The sequence below is a fragment of the Ectopseudomonas toyotomiensis genome (genome assembly GCF_900115695.1).
Taxonomy (GTDB): domain Bacteria; phylum Pseudomonadota; class Gammaproteobacteria; order Pseudomonadales; family Pseudomonadaceae; genus Aquipseudomonas; species Aquipseudomonas toyotomiensis.
Genome location: NZ_FOXK01000011.1, coordinates 189,411 through 204,678 on the forward strand (window position 1 = coordinate 189,411; position 15,268 = coordinate 204,678).

A 15,268-nucleotide genomic window follows, 5' to 3' on the forward strand; every position below is an offset into this window, starting at 1 on the left:
TGCGATGACCTCTCACCTCATGCTGCGCCCCGCTCTGCTGATCCTGGCCGTCGCCCTCGGCGGCTGTTCTCTGGCACCTCATTACGAGCGGCCAGAGGCACCGGTCGCAGCCGACTGGCAGGTGGCCGACGCCAATGGCACCCGCGCGCAAGCGCTGGACTGGCAGACCTTCATCGTCGATGCCGACCTGCGCCGCGCGGTGGATACCGCACTGAACAACAACCGCAGCCTGCGCCAGGCGCTGCTGGATATCGAGGCGGCGCGTGCGCAGTACCGCATCCAGCGCGCCGACCGTCTGCCGTCGCTCAATGCCAATGTCAGCGGCAACCGCCAGCGCTTACCGGCAGATCAGTCGCAAACCGCCCGCTCGGAGGTCACCAGCGTCTATCAGGTCGGCCTCGGCCTGGCCGAGTACGAAGTCGACCTGTTCGGCCGCGTGCGCAATCTGTCGGAGTCTGCACTGGAAACCTACCTGGCCACCGAGGAAGCGACCCGCGCCACGCAGATCAGCCTGATTGCCGAAGTGATCCAGGCCTACCTGACCCGCGATGGCGCGCTACGGCGCAAGGCGCTGGTGGAACAGACCCTGGACAGCCGCCTGGCGTCGCTGGAGCTGGTCAGCAGACGCCGCGAAGTCGGCGCCGCCACCGCCCTGGATTACCAGGAAGCGGTCGGCCTCGCCGAGCAGGCCAGGGCCGAGCGAGAAAGTACCGAGCGCCAGCTGCGCCAGGCGGACAACGCTCTGGCGCTGCTGCTCGGCACGCCAGACGCCGGGCGACTGTTGCCGTCGACCCCGCGCGACGAGCTGATGGTGCTGCAAGACATCGCCCCCGGCACCAGCTCGGAACTGATCGAGCGTCGCCCCGACATTCTTGCCAGCGAACATCGCCTCAAGGCACGCAATGCCGATATCGGTGCGGCCCGTGCGGCGTTCTTCCCGCGCATCACCCTGACCGGCTCGGTGGGCAGTTCCAGCACAGAGCTGTCCGGGCTGTTCGAGGGCGGCTCGCGGGCCTGGAGCTTCGCCCCGACGCTGTCGCTGCCGATCTTCGCTGGCGGCCGCAACCGCGCCAACCTGGATCTCGCCGAAGTGCGCCAGGACGCCGCCGTGGCCGACTACGAAGGCACCATCCAGACCGCCTTCCGCGAAGTCGCCGACGCCCTCGCCGCCACCGACACGCTGCGCCGCGAAGAAACCGCGCGGCGTGCCCTGGCCGAATCCAGCCGAGCGGCCGAAGCCCTGGCCGAAGCTCGCTACAGAGGCGGTGTGGATGACCACCTGCGCTACCTGGATGCCCAGCGCAGCAGCTTCAACGACCAGACCACGCTGATCCAGATCAGCACCGAGCGCCAACTGGCGCTGGCCGACCTGTTCAGGGCGCTGGGCGGCGGCTGGCAGCGCTAGCCGCCGCCCAGCGCCACAAACGACAAGGCCACGCACCAGCGTGGCCTTGTCGTTTTCGATCGAAGCGTATTCGACCTAACTAGCCCCCAGCAGATCGTTGGCGTCGAGCAGACGCCAGGCAATTTCCGGCCTTTTCTCCATGGCCCGGCGGATCGCTGCCGGGATGCTCTGCCGCGTCTTGCGACACAACCCCGGGTGGGCATCGAAATGCATGTGGATGCCGCGCATGCTGCGTACCTCGCCATGGGCTGGCTCGATGTGCAGGCGAATGCCCAACTGCTCGAGCATGCGTTGCTGCATGCGCTCAAGGTCTTCCAGGCTCTGCAGGTTTTCCAGGCGATCTAGCAGGCGCTGCTCCTCGCTGCGGGTCAGCAGCAGGATACGCGTGTCGGCGCCCGGCCTGTCCAGCAGCTCGTCGCGCTGGCAGTCGCAGGCACCCGGTGGGCAGGGAGTACGCAGGGGCAATGGTGAATTCATGGTCCTGATCATAGCCATAGCCATGCGCGCTGCCCATCCACGCCCATCGCTTGGCTTGCCTACGCTGCAGACTCCGTTAAGCTCACAGCATTTCCCCCGATGCAAGGATGAACACCATGCTGCGCCTCACCACGTTCGCCGCTGGCCTGCTGCTTTCGGCCAACGTCTTCGCCCTGTCCCTCTCCGACCTGAGCCAACAGGACGCCAGTGGCGGCCTCAAGGACGCGCTGATCCAGGGCGCCCAGGTGGCCGTCAAGCAACTGGGCACGCCCGGCGGCTTCAGCAACAATCCGGACGTGCGCATCGAGCTGCCCGGCAAACTCGGCAAGGCGGCCAAGACCATGAAGATGATGGGCATGGGCGCCCAGGTCGATCAGCTCGAAGCGAGCATGAACAAGGCCGCCGAGGCTGCGGTGCCACAGGCCCAGGCGCTATTGGTCGACGCCGTGAAGAAGATGACCGTGGCCGACGCCAAGTCGATTCTCAGCGGCCCGCAGGACTCGGCCACCCAATACCTGAACAAGAGCAGCCGCGAGCAGATCCGCGCCAAATTCCTGCCCATCGTCAAGCAGGCCACCGACCAGGTCGGTCTGGCCCAGCAGTACAACGCATTCGCCGGCCAGGCCGCCAGCTTTGGCGTGGTCGACGCCAAGAGCAGCACGGTGGAAAGCTACGTCACCGAACAGGCACTCGACGGCCTGTTCGAAATGATTGCCAAGCAGGAAGCCAGCATCCGTCAGAACCCGGCCGGTGCCGCTACCAGCCTGGCTAAGAAAGTATTCGGCGCGCTCTGAATACCCTGGCGGCGGATGTTCTCCGCCGCCATGCTAGGCGAATGGCAGCGTCACCCGCACTTCCAATCCACCCTCCACCCTGTTGCCCAGGGTCAGACAGCCGCCGTGCTCCAGCACCATGGCGCGCGCAGCCGACAACCCCAGGCCGACCCCGCCAGTGTGCTTGTTGCGTGAGGCCTCCAGACGGTAGAACGGCGCGAATACAGCCTCCTGCTGCTCCACGGGAATACCCGGCCCACGGTCGAGCACGCGAATTTCAACACCCTCGTCATCGGTCTGCAGCATCACCTGCGGCTCACGTCCGTATCTGACGGCGTTCTCCAGCAGGTTGACCAGCATACGTTTGATCGCGATCGGCCGACCGACATACACCTGGCGCCTGGGCACCTGAATCGCTACCTCAACGCCGGCATCCTTGAAGTCATCGATGATGGTATGCAGCAACTCACTCAGGTCGAAAGCTGTCGCCGTTTCGAGGCGAGCCTCGTCACGAAAGAAATCCAGCGCCGAGTTGACCATGGCCTGCATTTCATCAACGTCGCTGAACAACTTCGCCTGCTGCTCCGCATCCTCGATGAACTCGCCCCGCAGCCGCATGCGCGTCAGCGGTGCGCGCAGATCATGGGAGATGGCCGCCAGCATCTGCGTACGATCATCGAGAAAGTGCCGTAACCGCGACTGCATGGCATTGAACGCAACGATGACCTGACGGATTTCCTGAGGCCCCTCCGGGGTTATCGGCGGCGCCCTGAAGTCCACGCCGAAACGCCGCGCACCCTGCGCGAAGCGCTCCAGCGGAGCAGCCAGATAGCGTGCGGCCACCAATGCCACGATGAGGGTCGAGGTCATCATCAAGACCAGATACACGAGACTGCGCGGCACCCTCTCCAGCCCCCAGACGCGTGATGGTGTGGAGAACTCCATCCAGCTGTCGTCGGACAGTTCGATCATCAACACGTAACGGCTTTCGTCACGCGGCGACGGCCAGTCCTTCGGCTCATAGGCCTCGATCCTGGCCTGCGGCCGCTGCAACAACTGCTGCAACAAGTCAGAGCCGTAGCGGAAAGCAGCGTCATCGATCGCCGGAAGCTGAGCGTCACTGTGCTGCCGTAACCATCGGGCGTTGAAGGCTTCATCGCCAGCGGCATCAGCCGCCTTCTGCCGCTGCTCGGGCGGTAGCGCATCGGCAATCCGGGCAATGCTGGCCATGCGCTCCATCAACCCCGCCTCCAGCAATGGCGGTCGTGCCCATACGCCAGCCAGCAGACTGAACAACGCACTCAGCAGCAAAGCGGTCAGCATCGAGGCCAGGGTGGTCAGGGCGATCCAGCGTGCGACGGTGTCCCGCGTCAGCCAGCCACCACCCTCGAGGCGCGCCAGCCATCTCATCGTTTCACCACCACACTGGGCGTGAAGAGATAACCGATATGACGGATGGTACGAATCATCGAACTGCGCGAGGGCTCGGCGTCGAGCTTGCGTCGTAGCCGGCTGACCTGCACGTCGACGCTACGATCGAAAGCGTCATAGGCTTCACCGCGCGCCATGTCGAGTAGTTGCTGACGACTCAGTACACGCTGCGGATGCTCGGCGAGCACCAGCAGCAGTTCGAACTCGCCAGCCGAAAGCGGAATCAGGACTTTGTCCGGTGAGCGCAGCTCGCGGCGGGTCACGTCGAGCTGCCAGCCAGCGAACTCCAGGACCGGCCGTGGCCGCTCATGCAGTACGCTGCGTACCTCGCCTGTACGGCGCAACACCGCCCGCACCCGCGCCAGCAATTCACGGGCATCGAAGGGTTTGCTCAGGTAGTCGTCGGCGCCCAGTTCCAGCCCCACTACCCGGTCACTCAGCTCGCTCATCGCCGTCAGCATGATGATCGCCATCGAGTGCTCGCTGCGCAGGCGCTGACACAACACCAGGCCACTGTCGCCCGGCAGCATCACGTCGAGGATCACCAGATCCGGCAGTTGCCGCTCGAGCGCGCGCCACAGCGCCTGTCCGTCAGTGGCAACGTCCACGCTATAGCCATGCTGTTCGAGAAACTTCTTCAGCAGAGCAAGAACTTCGGTGTCGTCGTCCACCAGCAACAAGCGACTCACGGCCAGCACACCCTCAATGCGTTTGTGAGCGCCTATCTAAAACCATCGAACGCCTGCCGTCATATATTTCAATCCGGCAATAAAGCTTCGTGTTCGCAACATTGCGGACATTCCCAAGCAAAAATGCCTTGGCAGCCTCGGCGCAGTTTCCTATCGAGGTGTTCCGCATGTCCGTCACAACATTCGCATCCCCTGCCGCGCGTCCTATCACGCTCGCCATGACCATGCTGCTGGCCAGTGGTTGTGCCAGTAACCCAGCACCGGTAATCGACTCGGCGGGCTGCATCACCACGCCGGACCAAGTGGTGAACGACCCAGCCGAATCGATCAACCGCGGCATATTCGTGGTCAACCGAGCGCTCGACGACTACCTGCTCGCCCCCGTTGCACGGGGTTACCGACAGTTGCCTGACTTCGCCCAGAGCGGCGTGCATAACTTCGCGGCCAACTTCGGCGAGCCGATGGTGTTCATCAACGATCTGCTGCAAGGCAACCCCAAGCGCTCGATGGTCACGGCCACACGCTTCATTACCAACAGCACGGTGGGGGTAGTGGGGCTGATCGATGTGTCGAGCCGATTTGGCCTGGAGCGTCACCGAGCCGATTTCGGTCAGACCTTCGGCGTGTGGAATATCGCCGACGGCCCCATCGTCGAGCTGCCGCTGTTCGGTACGTCCAACCTGCGCGACGCCACCGGGCGTGTACTGGGTTTTGCCATAGACCCGTTCGGCAGCAACAGCGATACCCTGGATACGCTCGGCACCGTCAGTACTGTCGGCGGCACGGTCGACGGTCGTGCGCAGCGTCTGCCCATGACCGACGCGCTGCAACGGCAGCCTGACTACTACGCGGCCCTTCGCGATACCGTGGCCGAACGCCGCGCGCAGTTCGTCGCGGAAGGCAAGCTCGGCGCTGCACTGGAAGCGCCCGTTAACTGCGAAGCGGAAATGGTCGATGAGCAGAACTGAAGACTCACTGCTGCTCTATCAGCGGATCAGGAATCCCGACGCGCTATCGCTGCATTGCCGGGAGGTCGATTTGCGTCTGAGCGATGACCGCCGCCATCTGGTGCTCAGTCGTTACGTGGAGCTGTACGTCAGCGAATGCACGCAATGGGAAATGGTCAGCCATCACCAGGTCAGGCTAACTGATCTGCTGCGCTGGATGATTCTGCACAGCCAACGCTTACCGCCCCGGGCTAATCCCGACGGGTGAAGCACTGCAGCCTTATCAACTCGCAGGACGCAGCCAAGTGGCCGGGTAGGTGCCGCAATACCTGCCCATGCCAATCTCACGCTTCATCAGACGCAGCAGAGTCTGTCCAACGCAGGCCTGGCGAAGAAAAAGCCCTGCATGTAGCGGATACCAAGCTCGATCAGCGCATCACGCTCACCAACACTTTCGATGCCCTCGGCGATGATGCGGATGCCCAGGCGCTGCGCGACCAGCACGATACCGGCGACGATGGCCTGGCGCACCGGGTCCTGATCGATGCCACGGGTCAGGGCCATGTCCAGCTTGAGTACGTGCGGCTGAAACTCGGCCAGCAGATTGAGCCCGGAGTAGCCCGCACCAAAATCGTCGATGGCGGTGGTGAAGCCCTGCTTGCCGTACTCGGCGAAGATCCGCTTGAGGTGCTCGGCATCATGGATCTGCTCGCCCTCGGTCACCTCGAACATCAGCCGCTCGCGCGGGAAGTCAAAGCGCTGCGCCGCTTCCAGCGTGGCACGAATGCAGGTCTCGGCGCGATACACCGCATTGGGCAGGAAATTGATGCTGAGCAGGCAATCCGGAATATCGAGCAACCCGAGCTTGGCGGCCTGCTCGATGGCCTTGACCCGGCAGGCCTGATCGAAACGGTAGCGGTTGCCATCATTGACCCGTCCGAGCACTTCCGCGGCGGATTCGCCATTGCAGCCCCGCACCAGGGCTTCATAGGCGAACGGCCGCTGCTGCTCGATATCGACGATCAGTTGAAAAGCCATTGTGAAATCGAAACCCAGGGCCTCGGCGTTACGGCATTCGGCGCAACCCACAGCCCGAAATGGCTGAGGAAAGATGCTCTGGCTGACAATACCCATAGGCGCTTCCTTATAGAACAAGACGTGGAGACTTCCCCATTTGTCAGCCTAGTCAAAAGCGGAAGGAAGCCACCTGTTTTTCCAGCGACAACGCCAGTTGCTGCAAACCTTGCGCAGTACGCGATGTCTCGGCCACTGCCTCACTGTTTTCCATCGACATCTGTGCGATACGCTCGACATTGCGCGCCACGTCCTGACTAGCGACCGTCTGCTCACGCAGCGCCATGGAGATCTGATCGACCACACCGACCACGCTGGCGGAAGCCTGGCGAATGGTGACGATGGCATCACCGGCCTGACTGGCCTGCGCCACCCCGCCGTTGACCTGCTGCACACCGACTTCCATATTGCTCACCGCACTGCGCGTGCCCAGTTGGATCTTCTTGATCATCTCGGTGATCTCCTGGGTCGAGTTGGCGGTGCGCTGCGCCAGCAGGCGTACCTCGTCGGCTACCACGGCGAAGCCGCGGCCCTGCTCCCCGGCCCGCGCCGCCTCGATGGCGGCATTGAGCGCCAGCAGGTTGGTCTGGTCGGCGATTTCCTTGATCACGTTGACGATCGAGGAGATCTGATCCGAATGCTGGCCGAGCTCGGCGATCTGCGCCGCTGCACCCTGCACCGTGTCAGCGATGCGCTGCATGCTGGCGAGGGTTTCCTGGATCACCGCACCGCCCTCGGCCGACTGCCTGCCCGAGTCGCTGGACAGCCCATGCGCCTCGTTGGCGTTCTCGGCGACGTGATTGATGCTCACGGTCAGCTCCTCCACCGTCGCCGCCATGCTCGAAGCAGCCTGCGACTGCTCCTGGGTGGAAACCGACAACTGCGTGGAAGCACTGGAGATGTTCTGCGCAGCTTCAACCAACTGCACCGCGCCGGCACGGATCTGCCCGATCATCTCGCGTAGCCGCTCCTGCATGGTGGCGAAAGCATCCAGCAGCACACCGATCTCGTCACGGCCGGCCCGCTCGATATCCGAGTCGAGGCGCCCTTGGGCAACATTGCGCGCCACCTCCACCACCTGCCGCAAACGCCCGGCAATACTGTGCGAGAGGAGGAAGGCCACGCTAATGGCGAGCACCGCAGCGATCAGCCCACCGACCAGCAAGATCACCAGCGACTCGGACTTGGCAGCATTCATCGACGCCGTGCGCTGCTCCAGCAGTGCACGCTCCTCACTCTGGATCTCGCTCAAGATGCGGCGCATGGCGTCCATCTTGACCTTGGCGCCACCTGACGAAACCCGGTCGATCAGGGCATCGAAACGCTGCGTGCCGGCGCTCACCTGGCGGCGCAATTCCAGATTGCCGTTGATGTCTTCACCCAGCCATTGATCATGCAAGGCCTGCAGTTCACTGAGGCGGCGCTGCTGAGCAGGATTGTCCCTGGTCAGTTGGCGCAGTTGCGCCATATGCGCCTGGAAATCTCTCTCGCCGGACTCCATAGGGCCGAGAAACTGGTCTCGCCCGGTAATGACGAATCCCCGCGCACCGGTTTCGATATTGATCAGGTTGGCCAGCAGATCGGCAGATTCGTTGATCACGTCATAGGTGTGAATATTCAGCCGCACCGCACGCTCGACCTGGTCGAAGCCACGCCAGGTGGACAGCACCAGCACCAGAATGATCAGCAGAACGACACCGAACCCCGCGTACAGCTTCTGGGAGATGTTGAGATTGGCAAGCATTGGGAGACCTCTGAGTCGTCAGGAATGAACGGACAGAGGTGCGTCATTCGACTGCACCGACTGGCACTGCGCCATTATGCATATCGATACAATAATTGTACAAATAAAATACCATGTACAACTACAAACAGATCCTGACATCCGGAAATGAAAAGCCCCGCCGGGCTTGTGGCCGGGCGGGGCTGCCTAGTACTACTGCCTATCTGGCATGGTACGGGTGAACCTGAGGCGCGCATCTATACGTCAACTGCTGTTTCTTGCCGCCATGCTGCACGCTCAAGAAACCTCGACAGGGATCTCAGCAACCTCCTCCATGACTTGGGCGGGAAAGAACAGCTCGAAGCGGGTTACCCCATCGACACTGCTCACCTCGTACCGGCCCTGATGCAACTGCATGATGGTCGCCACGATGGAAAGCCCGAGGCCATTGGACTGAGCCGAACGCCCACGGGAGGCATCAACGCGAAAGAAACGCTCGAACAATCTCGGCAGGTGCTCGGCCGCTATCGTGTCGCCCTGGTTGATGACAGCAAAGCTAACGCCTACGTCAGAGCATTCGGCGCGAATGAGCAACTCCGAGTCAGGAGCTCCGTACTTGATAGCGTTGGCACAGAGATTGGCTAACGCACGCCGCAATAGCATCGGCTCTGCCCAGACGCGCCCCACACCCTCCGCCCGGATGGAGATGCCCACATCCGCCGCAGGCCCCTCGAAGTAGCTGGCGACCCGATCGATCTCGTCGCCAACGTCCAGACTTTGGCGCTGTAGCAATGCTGCGGATGGGTCGGTGCGCGCGAGAAACAGCATGTTGTCCAGCATACGTGCCAGACGCTCGAGTTCTTCGACATTGGAGGCCAGCAGCTGCTGGTAATGCTCCACACTACGATTCTGCTGCAAAGCGACCTGAGTTTCGCCCAGAAGGTTGTTGATCGGCGTGCGCAGCTCATGGGCCATATCCGTGGAAACCTGGCTCAGCTGGGTGAAACCCTTGCTCAAGCGTTCAAGCATCGTATTGAACGCGTCGATCACCGGTCGCAACTCCAGGGGTGCATTGCCCTCATCGAGACGCTGGCTGAGATTGCCAACACCGATCTTCTGAGCATGCCGAGCCAGTCGATGCAGTGGTCGAAGTCCACGATGCAGCAACACGTAACCAAATACGGCAAGCACCAGTGCGGCAATCCCGGCCAGGACGAGAACCGTCAGCCTGTAGTTGGCGAGCACCGTAGTACGCTCACTCATCAGCCGCCCGGTAATCACTTGTAGTCGGCCCAATTCGCCAGCATCGATAGTCGCCGCAAGCGCGGACATCGGGATACCGTCGATGCCGGGCAAATGATGTACGTCCACCAGTTCCAACGAGCGCTCGGTCTCTACCGGAGGTAGCGCCGGAACCTGCAGCTGCCCCGGGTTGATCAGAAGCAGCGGCGGCTGCCCCGCTACCCCTACAGCCAGCACGGACTCACGATTGCCCAGCATGTTCTCGAACAGGGTTGGCTTGGTTCTGATCAGCTCCAGCGTGCTGCTGTCGCTGAGAAAACTGCGCAACTGCTCGACGCGATAAACCAATGCGGCATCGTCACGGCGTATGAGCTCACGCTCAAGCCCTCGATACAGTGCTATGCCCAGGCTCGTCAGCGCCACAAAAGCCAGCAGTGCGAACAGTATCGCCAGCCGTAAGGTCAGCGACTGACGGTTCGACAACATCCGAGCGAGCACATTCATGGCTGAGTATCGAAGCGGTAGCCGATGCCCCGCACGCTATGAATCAGCCTGTTCTGGAAAGGCTCATCGACCTTCATGCGCAGCCGCCGCACAGCCACATCGACGACGTTGGTATCACTGTCGAAGTTCATGTCCCACACACGTGAAGCGATCAATGTACGTGACAGCACCTGCCCTTGATGAGTGACGAACAGATGCAACAGGGCGAACTCCTTGTTGGTCAACGCAAGGCGCACGCCACCACGGATGACGCGGCGCTTCAGGACATCGATCTGCAAGTCATCCACCTGCAGATGCTCCTCCTCGCGGGTAGGCCCGCGCCTGGTCAACGTACGCAAACGAGCGACCAGCTCGGCGAAGGAAAATGGCTTGATCAGGTAATCGTCAGCCCCCAACTCCAGCCCCTTGATACGATCGACCACGTCATCACGAGCCGTGAGAAACAGTACCGGAGTGTCCGCCTGTTGCCGCAGACGACGTAGCACCTCCCAGCCATCCATCTCCGGCATCATGACGTCCAGCACGATGACGTCAAAAGCGTTTTCCAGAGCCAGGTGCAGGCCATCGGCGCCATTGCGCGCCAGACTGACAGAGTACCCCTGCTCCTGCAGGCCATTGCACAGGTAGTTACCTGCCTTGAGTTCATCTTCGACGACGAGGATGTTCATCAACTTTTACCTGCTCACACACTTCGAACAAAATGCGCTACATCAGCCTGCCTGGGAGTGACGGATGGACAGGCCGGATGTAGGAGCACTCTAATCTCAATTGTCGTTGCTGCAACCACTGCCCATCACCTGATACTCCAGCACGTGCTCACGCCCCTGGTGGTCGAGGTAATGCAGCTGCGCCGGCCCCACACCGCATTGCTTGGTTAGGTCGGTAGAGGACAACACCCGGTCGATATCCAGATGGATGAAGAATCCCGTCTTGTCATGGATCACCGGAGCCGCAGTTTGTGTAGCAGCCATTGCCGAGCCAGCAGCAAGCAACATGGCGAACGCGAGTAGATAGCGTTTCATCGGAAGGTACCTATTCACAGTTTACGGCCTGCGGCCTGCAGAATCAGATCAGCAACTTCCTGGGCATGAGAAACCAGGGACAGGTGACTCGACGGCAACTCAATGGTGGTCGCCCCCATGCGCTTGGCCAGAAAGCGCTGCAGATCCGGGTTGATCGTCTGATCCTCACTGGATACGGCGTACCAGGACGGTTTGTCATGCCAGGCAGCGACAGTGGTACGCCCAGCGAACAACGTCTTGGCGATGGGCTGCTGCACGGCAAACAGCGTCAGCGCCTTGTCATGTGCAACGTCGCTGGCGAAATACTTGAGAAAGGCGTCCTGCTTCAGAGTCAGAAAACCATCATGCTCCTGCACACCTGCCCGCACTGGCATGGTCGGGTACTGGGCAGACAGCGCCACGAAATCCTCATTGGCGTCCGGCGCACGTGCGGCGACGTAGACCAGAGCGCTGACCTTCGGATCGACGCCCGCCTCGCTGACCACGGTGCCGGCGTAGGAGTGACCGACCAGAACGGTTGGGCCATCCTGTTGATTCAGCACCCGCTGCGTAGCAGCCACATCGTCGGCCACGGACGTCAGCGGATTCTGCACCGCCGTGACATTCAGGCCAGCAGCCTGCAGGCGGCTGATCACCTCAGACCAACTGGAACCATCAGCCCAGGAACCATGCACCAGCACCACATTGTTAGCTTTGACCGGCGTGACCTCGCTCGCCATTGCAGTACCAGCGCTCAACACCAGCAGCGTGCCAGCTGCCAGTAGTAGTCTGCTCAGTTTATTCATCTTCATATCCTCGTCTTCGTCATTGATGTAAACCCTGCCACCCGTCATGGGTGGCCGACGAAACAACGATATAAAGCGAGCACTGACTTGCCCCTGACATTCCGATTACAAATCTGTAATGCAGATCTACTGGAACTCGTGAATGATCGCCTGGCATTAAAAAGCCCCGCCGGGCTTGTGGCCGGGCGGGGCTTTCGGTTGCCGTTGCCGATCAGGCGCAGGCGGCTTGCATCTGGCGATGCGTGTCGATGAGGTGCTGCACCACGCCAGGATCGGCCAGCGTGGAGATGTCGCCGAGGGAATCGTATTCGGCGGTAGCGATCTTGCGCAGGATACGGCGCATGATCTTGCCCGAGCGGGTCTTCGGCAGGCCCGGAGCCCACTGAATAACGTCCGGTGTGGCGATCGGGCCGATCTCCTTGCGCACCCAGTTACGCAGCTCCTGACGCAGTTGCTCCGATGCTTCCTCGCCCGCATTGAGGGTGACGTAGACGTAGATGCCCTGCCCTTTGATGTCGTGCGGTACACCGACCACTGCAGCCTCGGCCACTTTCGGGTGGGCGACCATGGCGCTCTCGATCTCGGCGGTGCCCATGCGGTGGCCGGAGACGTTGAGCACGTCGTCGACGCGGCCGGTGATCCACCAGTAACCGTCTTCGTCGCGGCGCGCACCGTCACCGGTGAAGTACATGCCACGGAAGGTCTTGAAGTAGGTGTCGACGAAGCGGTCATGGTCGCCGTACAGGGTACGTGCCTGACCCGGCCAGGAATCGATGATCACCAGGTTGCCTTCGGCAGCACCTTCGATGATGTTGCCCAGGTTGTCCACCAGCGCCGGCTGTACGCCGAAGAACGGACGTGCAGCGGAGCCCGGCTTGAGGCCATGGGCACCCGGCAGCGGGGTCATCAGGCAGGCACCGGTTTCGGTCTGCCACCAGGTGTCGACGATCGGGCAACGGCTCTGACCGACGTTTTCGTAGTACCACTGCCAGGCTTCCGGGTTGATCGGCTCACCGACCGAACCGAGCAGACGCAGGCTGGAACCGTCGGCACCTTCGACCGCGGCCTTGCCCTCGGCCATCATGGCGCGAATGGCGGTCGGGGCGGTGTAGAGGATGTTGACCTTGTGCTTGTCGACGATCTTGGCGACGCGCGAAACGTCCGGATAGTTCGGTACACCTTCGAACATCACGGTGGTAGCGCCGTTGGCCAGCGGGCCATAGACCAGGTAAGTGTGGCCAGTGACCCAACCAATATCGGCGGTGCACCAGAAGACTTCGCCCGGACGGTAGTCGAACACGCGTTCATGGGTCAGCGAGGCGTATACCAGGTAGCCGCCGGTGGTGTGCAACACACCCTTGGGCTTGCCGGTGGAACCAGAGGTGTAGAGGATGAACAGGGCTTCTTCAGCGCCCATTTCCTTGGGTGCGCAGACGCTGCCTGCCACCTTCATCAGGTCTTCGTACCAGATGTCACGGTGCTGGTTCCACTTGATTTCGGAACCGGTGCGCTGCACCACGATGACCTTCTGGATGCTGCGGGTCTCGGGGTTGGTCAGGGCGTCGTCGACGTTGGCCTTGAGCGGAACTTTCTTGCCGCCACGCAGCCCTTCGTCAGCGGTGATCACCACCTTGGACTGGCAATCGATGATGCGCCCGGCCAGTGCCTCCGGCGAGAAACCACCGAATACCACGGAGTGGATTGCGCCGATCCGTGCACAGGCCAGCATGGCCACCACGGCTTCCGGGATCATCGGCATGTAGATGGTCACCACGTCGCCGCGGTGCACGTCCTGGCCGCGCAGGGCGTTGGCGAACTTGCACACTTGTTCGTGCAGTTCGCGGTAGGTGATTTCCCGGTGCTCGGACGGATCGTCGCCTTCCCAGATGATCGCGATCTGGTCGCCGCGCTCTTCCAGGTGACGGTCGAGGCAGTTGTAGGAGACGTTCAGGGTGCCGTCGGCGAACCACTTGATGTCGACGTGGTGATCGTCGAAGGTGGTCTGCTTGACCTTGTTGTAAGGCTTGATCCAGTCGATCCGCTTGCCCTGCTCGCGCCAGAAACCCTCGGGGTTGACCACGGACTGTTGGTACATGGCCTTGTAGGTGGCCTCGTCAGTGAGGGTCCGCGCGGCCACTTCGGGACGCACAGGGTAAAGAGACGCAGCACTCATGAAATCACCTCGACGGGGAGTTGTTTTTGTATGGTGCCTTTTGTATCCCCCGACCCTTCGTGAGGCCATTCGACCATGGTCTTACCGCTCTAAGACCATGGTCTCGAGGCCCTGCCTGGCGCATGCCGAGCCAATTCGACAGCGTCATGGATATGTCGCGACGAAGCAAAAAAGCCCGGCACAAGGCCGGGCGCAGAGGTAGACGCGGTATCGACGGCTGCCTAGCTCATCCCCAGCCAGTTCGGCAGCGCCATGGAAACGGCCGGGATGTAGGTAATCACCATCAGGAAGCTGATCAGCAGCATCAGCCATGGCAGCGCGGCGCGGATCACCGCCGTCAGTGGCATGCCCGTCACCGCCGAGGTGACGAACAGGTTCAGCCCCACCGGTGGCGTGATCAGACCGATCTCCATGTTCACCACCATGATGATGCCCAGGTGGATCGGGTCGATGCCCAGCTGCATGGCGATCGGGAAGAGGATCGGCGCCAGGATCAGGATGATCGCCGACGGCTCCATGAAGGCACCGGCGATCAGCAGCACGATGTTCACCACCAGCAGGAACTGCCAAGGCTGCAGGCCCAGATCCACCACCCAGGCAGTGATCTGCTGCGGGATCTGCTCGGTGGTCAGCACATGGGCGAAGAGCATGGCGTTGGCAATGATGAACATCAGCATGATGGTCAGCTTGCCGGACTCCAGCAGCACCTTCGGGCACTCGCGGATGGTCAGGTCCTTGTACACGAACAGGGCGACGAAGCCGGCGTACACCGCCGCCACGGCCGCAGCCTCGGTCGGGGTGAACATGCCGGTGTAGATACCGCCGAGGATGATCACCATCAGCAGCAGGCCCCAGAACGCTTCACGCGCAGCACGCAGCCACTCGCGGAAGCTGGCACGCGGCAGTGCCGGCAGCTTCTTGATGCGCGCGACGATGTAGATCGCGATCATCAGCACCAGGCCGAGCATCACGCCCGGGATCACCCCGGCCATGAACAGCTTGCCCACCGACTGCTCGGTGGCG

General features: G+C 61.9%; 15 protein-coding genes. 4 read left to right on the forward strand and 11 right to left on the reverse strand.

Annotation, left to right across the window (positions count from 1 at the left end):
• Positions 1-4 precede the first annotated feature (4 nt).
• Positions 5-1,405 (forward strand): efflux transporter outer membrane subunit, encoded by a 1,401-nt coding sequence (locus BM186_RS21545; RefSeq protein ID WP_074918248.1) that lies wholly within the window; start codon positions 5-7, stop codon positions 1,403-1,405.
• Positions 1,406-1,480: 75 nt separating this feature from the next.
• Here BM186_RS21545 and BM186_RS21550 read toward each other — a convergent pair whose 3' ends face one another.
• On the reverse strand, positions 1,481-1,882 hold the full coding sequence (locus BM186_RS21550) for a hypothetical protein (RefSeq protein WP_074918250.1): 402 nt from the start codon (positions 1,880-1,882) through the stop codon (positions 1,481-1,483).
• A 116-nt stretch (positions 1,883-1,998) separates the two neighbouring features.
• Here BM186_RS21550 and BM186_RS21555 point away from each other — a divergent pair, with 116 nt between their 5' ends.
• Positions 1,999-2,676 (forward strand): DUF4197 domain-containing protein, encoded by a 678-nt coding sequence (locus BM186_RS21555; RefSeq protein WP_003462142.1) that lies wholly within the window; start codon positions 1,999-2,001, stop codon positions 2,674-2,676.
• Between the two features lie 33 nt (positions 2,677-2,709).
• On the opposite strand, the gene BM186_RS21560 is transcribed toward BM186_RS21555, so the two are convergent.
• Both BM186_RS21560 and BM186_RS21565 read right to left on the reverse strand, forming a co-directional pair.
• The gene (locus tag BM186_RS21560; RefSeq protein ID WP_074918252.1) at positions 2,710-4,065 is read right to left on the reverse strand and encodes an ATP-binding protein; all 1,356 of its coding nucleotides are present in this window, start codon (positions 4,063-4,065) and stop codon (positions 2,710-2,712) included.
• Positions 4,062-4,775 carry a response regulator gene (locus tag BM186_RS21565; RefSeq protein WP_074918278.1) on the reverse strand — a complete coding sequence of 238 codons (714 nt, stop codon included), beginning with the start codon at positions 4,773-4,775 and terminating at the stop codon, positions 4,062-4,064. Before BM186_RS21565 ends, BM186_RS21560 begins: the two co-directional genes overlap by 4 nt.
• 167 nt (positions 4,776-4,942) lie before the next feature.
• Here BM186_RS21565 and BM186_RS21570 point away from each other — a divergent pair, with 167 nt between their 5' ends.
• Positions 4,943-5,743 carry an MlaA family lipoprotein gene (locus tag BM186_RS21570; protein WP_074918263.1) on the forward strand — a complete coding sequence of 267 codons (801 nt, stop codon included), beginning with the start codon at positions 4,943-4,945 and terminating at the stop codon, positions 5,741-5,743.
• The gene (locus BM186_RS21575) at positions 5,730-5,990 is read left to right on the forward strand and encodes a hypothetical protein (RefSeq protein WP_074918265.1); all 261 of its coding nucleotides are present in this window, start codon (positions 5,730-5,732) and stop codon (positions 5,988-5,990) included. The genes BM186_RS21570 and BM186_RS21575 overlap by 14 nt, the downstream gene beginning before the upstream one ends.
• Before the next feature lie 86 nt (positions 5,991-6,076).
• On the opposite strand, the gene BM186_RS21580 is transcribed toward BM186_RS21575, so the two are convergent.
• From BM186_RS21580 to BM186_RS21615, 8 genes are all read right to left on the reverse strand, one after another.
• Positions 6,077-6,856 (reverse strand): EAL domain-containing protein, encoded by a 780-nt coding sequence (locus BM186_RS21580; RefSeq protein WP_074918267.1) that lies wholly within the window; start codon positions 6,854-6,856, stop codon positions 6,077-6,079.
• A gap of 52 nt (positions 6,857-6,908) precedes the next feature.
• Positions 6,909-8,540, reverse strand: coding sequence for a methyl-accepting chemotaxis protein (locus BM186_RS21585; protein ID WP_074918270.1), 1,632 nt, complete (start codon positions 8,538-8,540; stop codon positions 6,909-6,911).
• A gap of 276 nt (positions 8,541-8,816) precedes the next feature.
• Positions 8,817-10,265 carry a heavy metal sensor histidine kinase gene (locus BM186_RS21590; protein ID WP_241519876.1) on the reverse strand — a complete coding sequence of 483 codons (1,449 nt, stop codon included), beginning with the start codon at positions 10,263-10,265 and terminating at the stop codon, positions 8,817-8,819.
• Entirely contained in the window at positions 10,262-10,933 is a 672-nt protein-coding gene (locus BM186_RS21595) for a heavy metal response regulator transcription factor (protein WP_074918274.1), read from the reverse strand. The genes BM186_RS21590 and BM186_RS21595 overlap by 4 nt, the downstream gene beginning before the upstream one ends.
• 96 nt (positions 10,934-11,029) lie before the next feature.
• Positions 11,030-11,287, reverse strand: coding sequence for a DUF2790 domain-containing protein (locus BM186_RS21600; RefSeq protein ID WP_074918275.1), 258 nt, complete (start codon positions 11,285-11,287; stop codon positions 11,030-11,032).
• Between the two features lie 14 nt (positions 11,288-11,301).
• Positions 11,302-12,072: an alpha/beta hydrolase gene (locus tag BM186_RS21605; protein ID WP_079785280.1), complete on the reverse strand. Its 771-nt coding sequence runs from the start codon at positions 12,070-12,072 to the stop codon at positions 11,302-11,304.
• A 211-nt stretch (positions 12,073-12,283) separates the two neighbouring features.
• Positions 12,284-14,245, reverse strand: a complete 1,962-nt coding sequence (acs, locus tag BM186_RS21610; protein WP_072425515.1) for an acetate--CoA ligase — start codon at positions 14,243-14,245, stop codon at positions 12,284-12,286.
• A 221-nt stretch (positions 14,246-14,466) separates the two neighbouring features.
• The coding region (locus BM186_RS21615) for a TRAP transporter large permease (RefSeq protein WP_139228029.1) at positions 14,467-15,268 on the reverse strand (802 nt) is incomplete at its 5' end.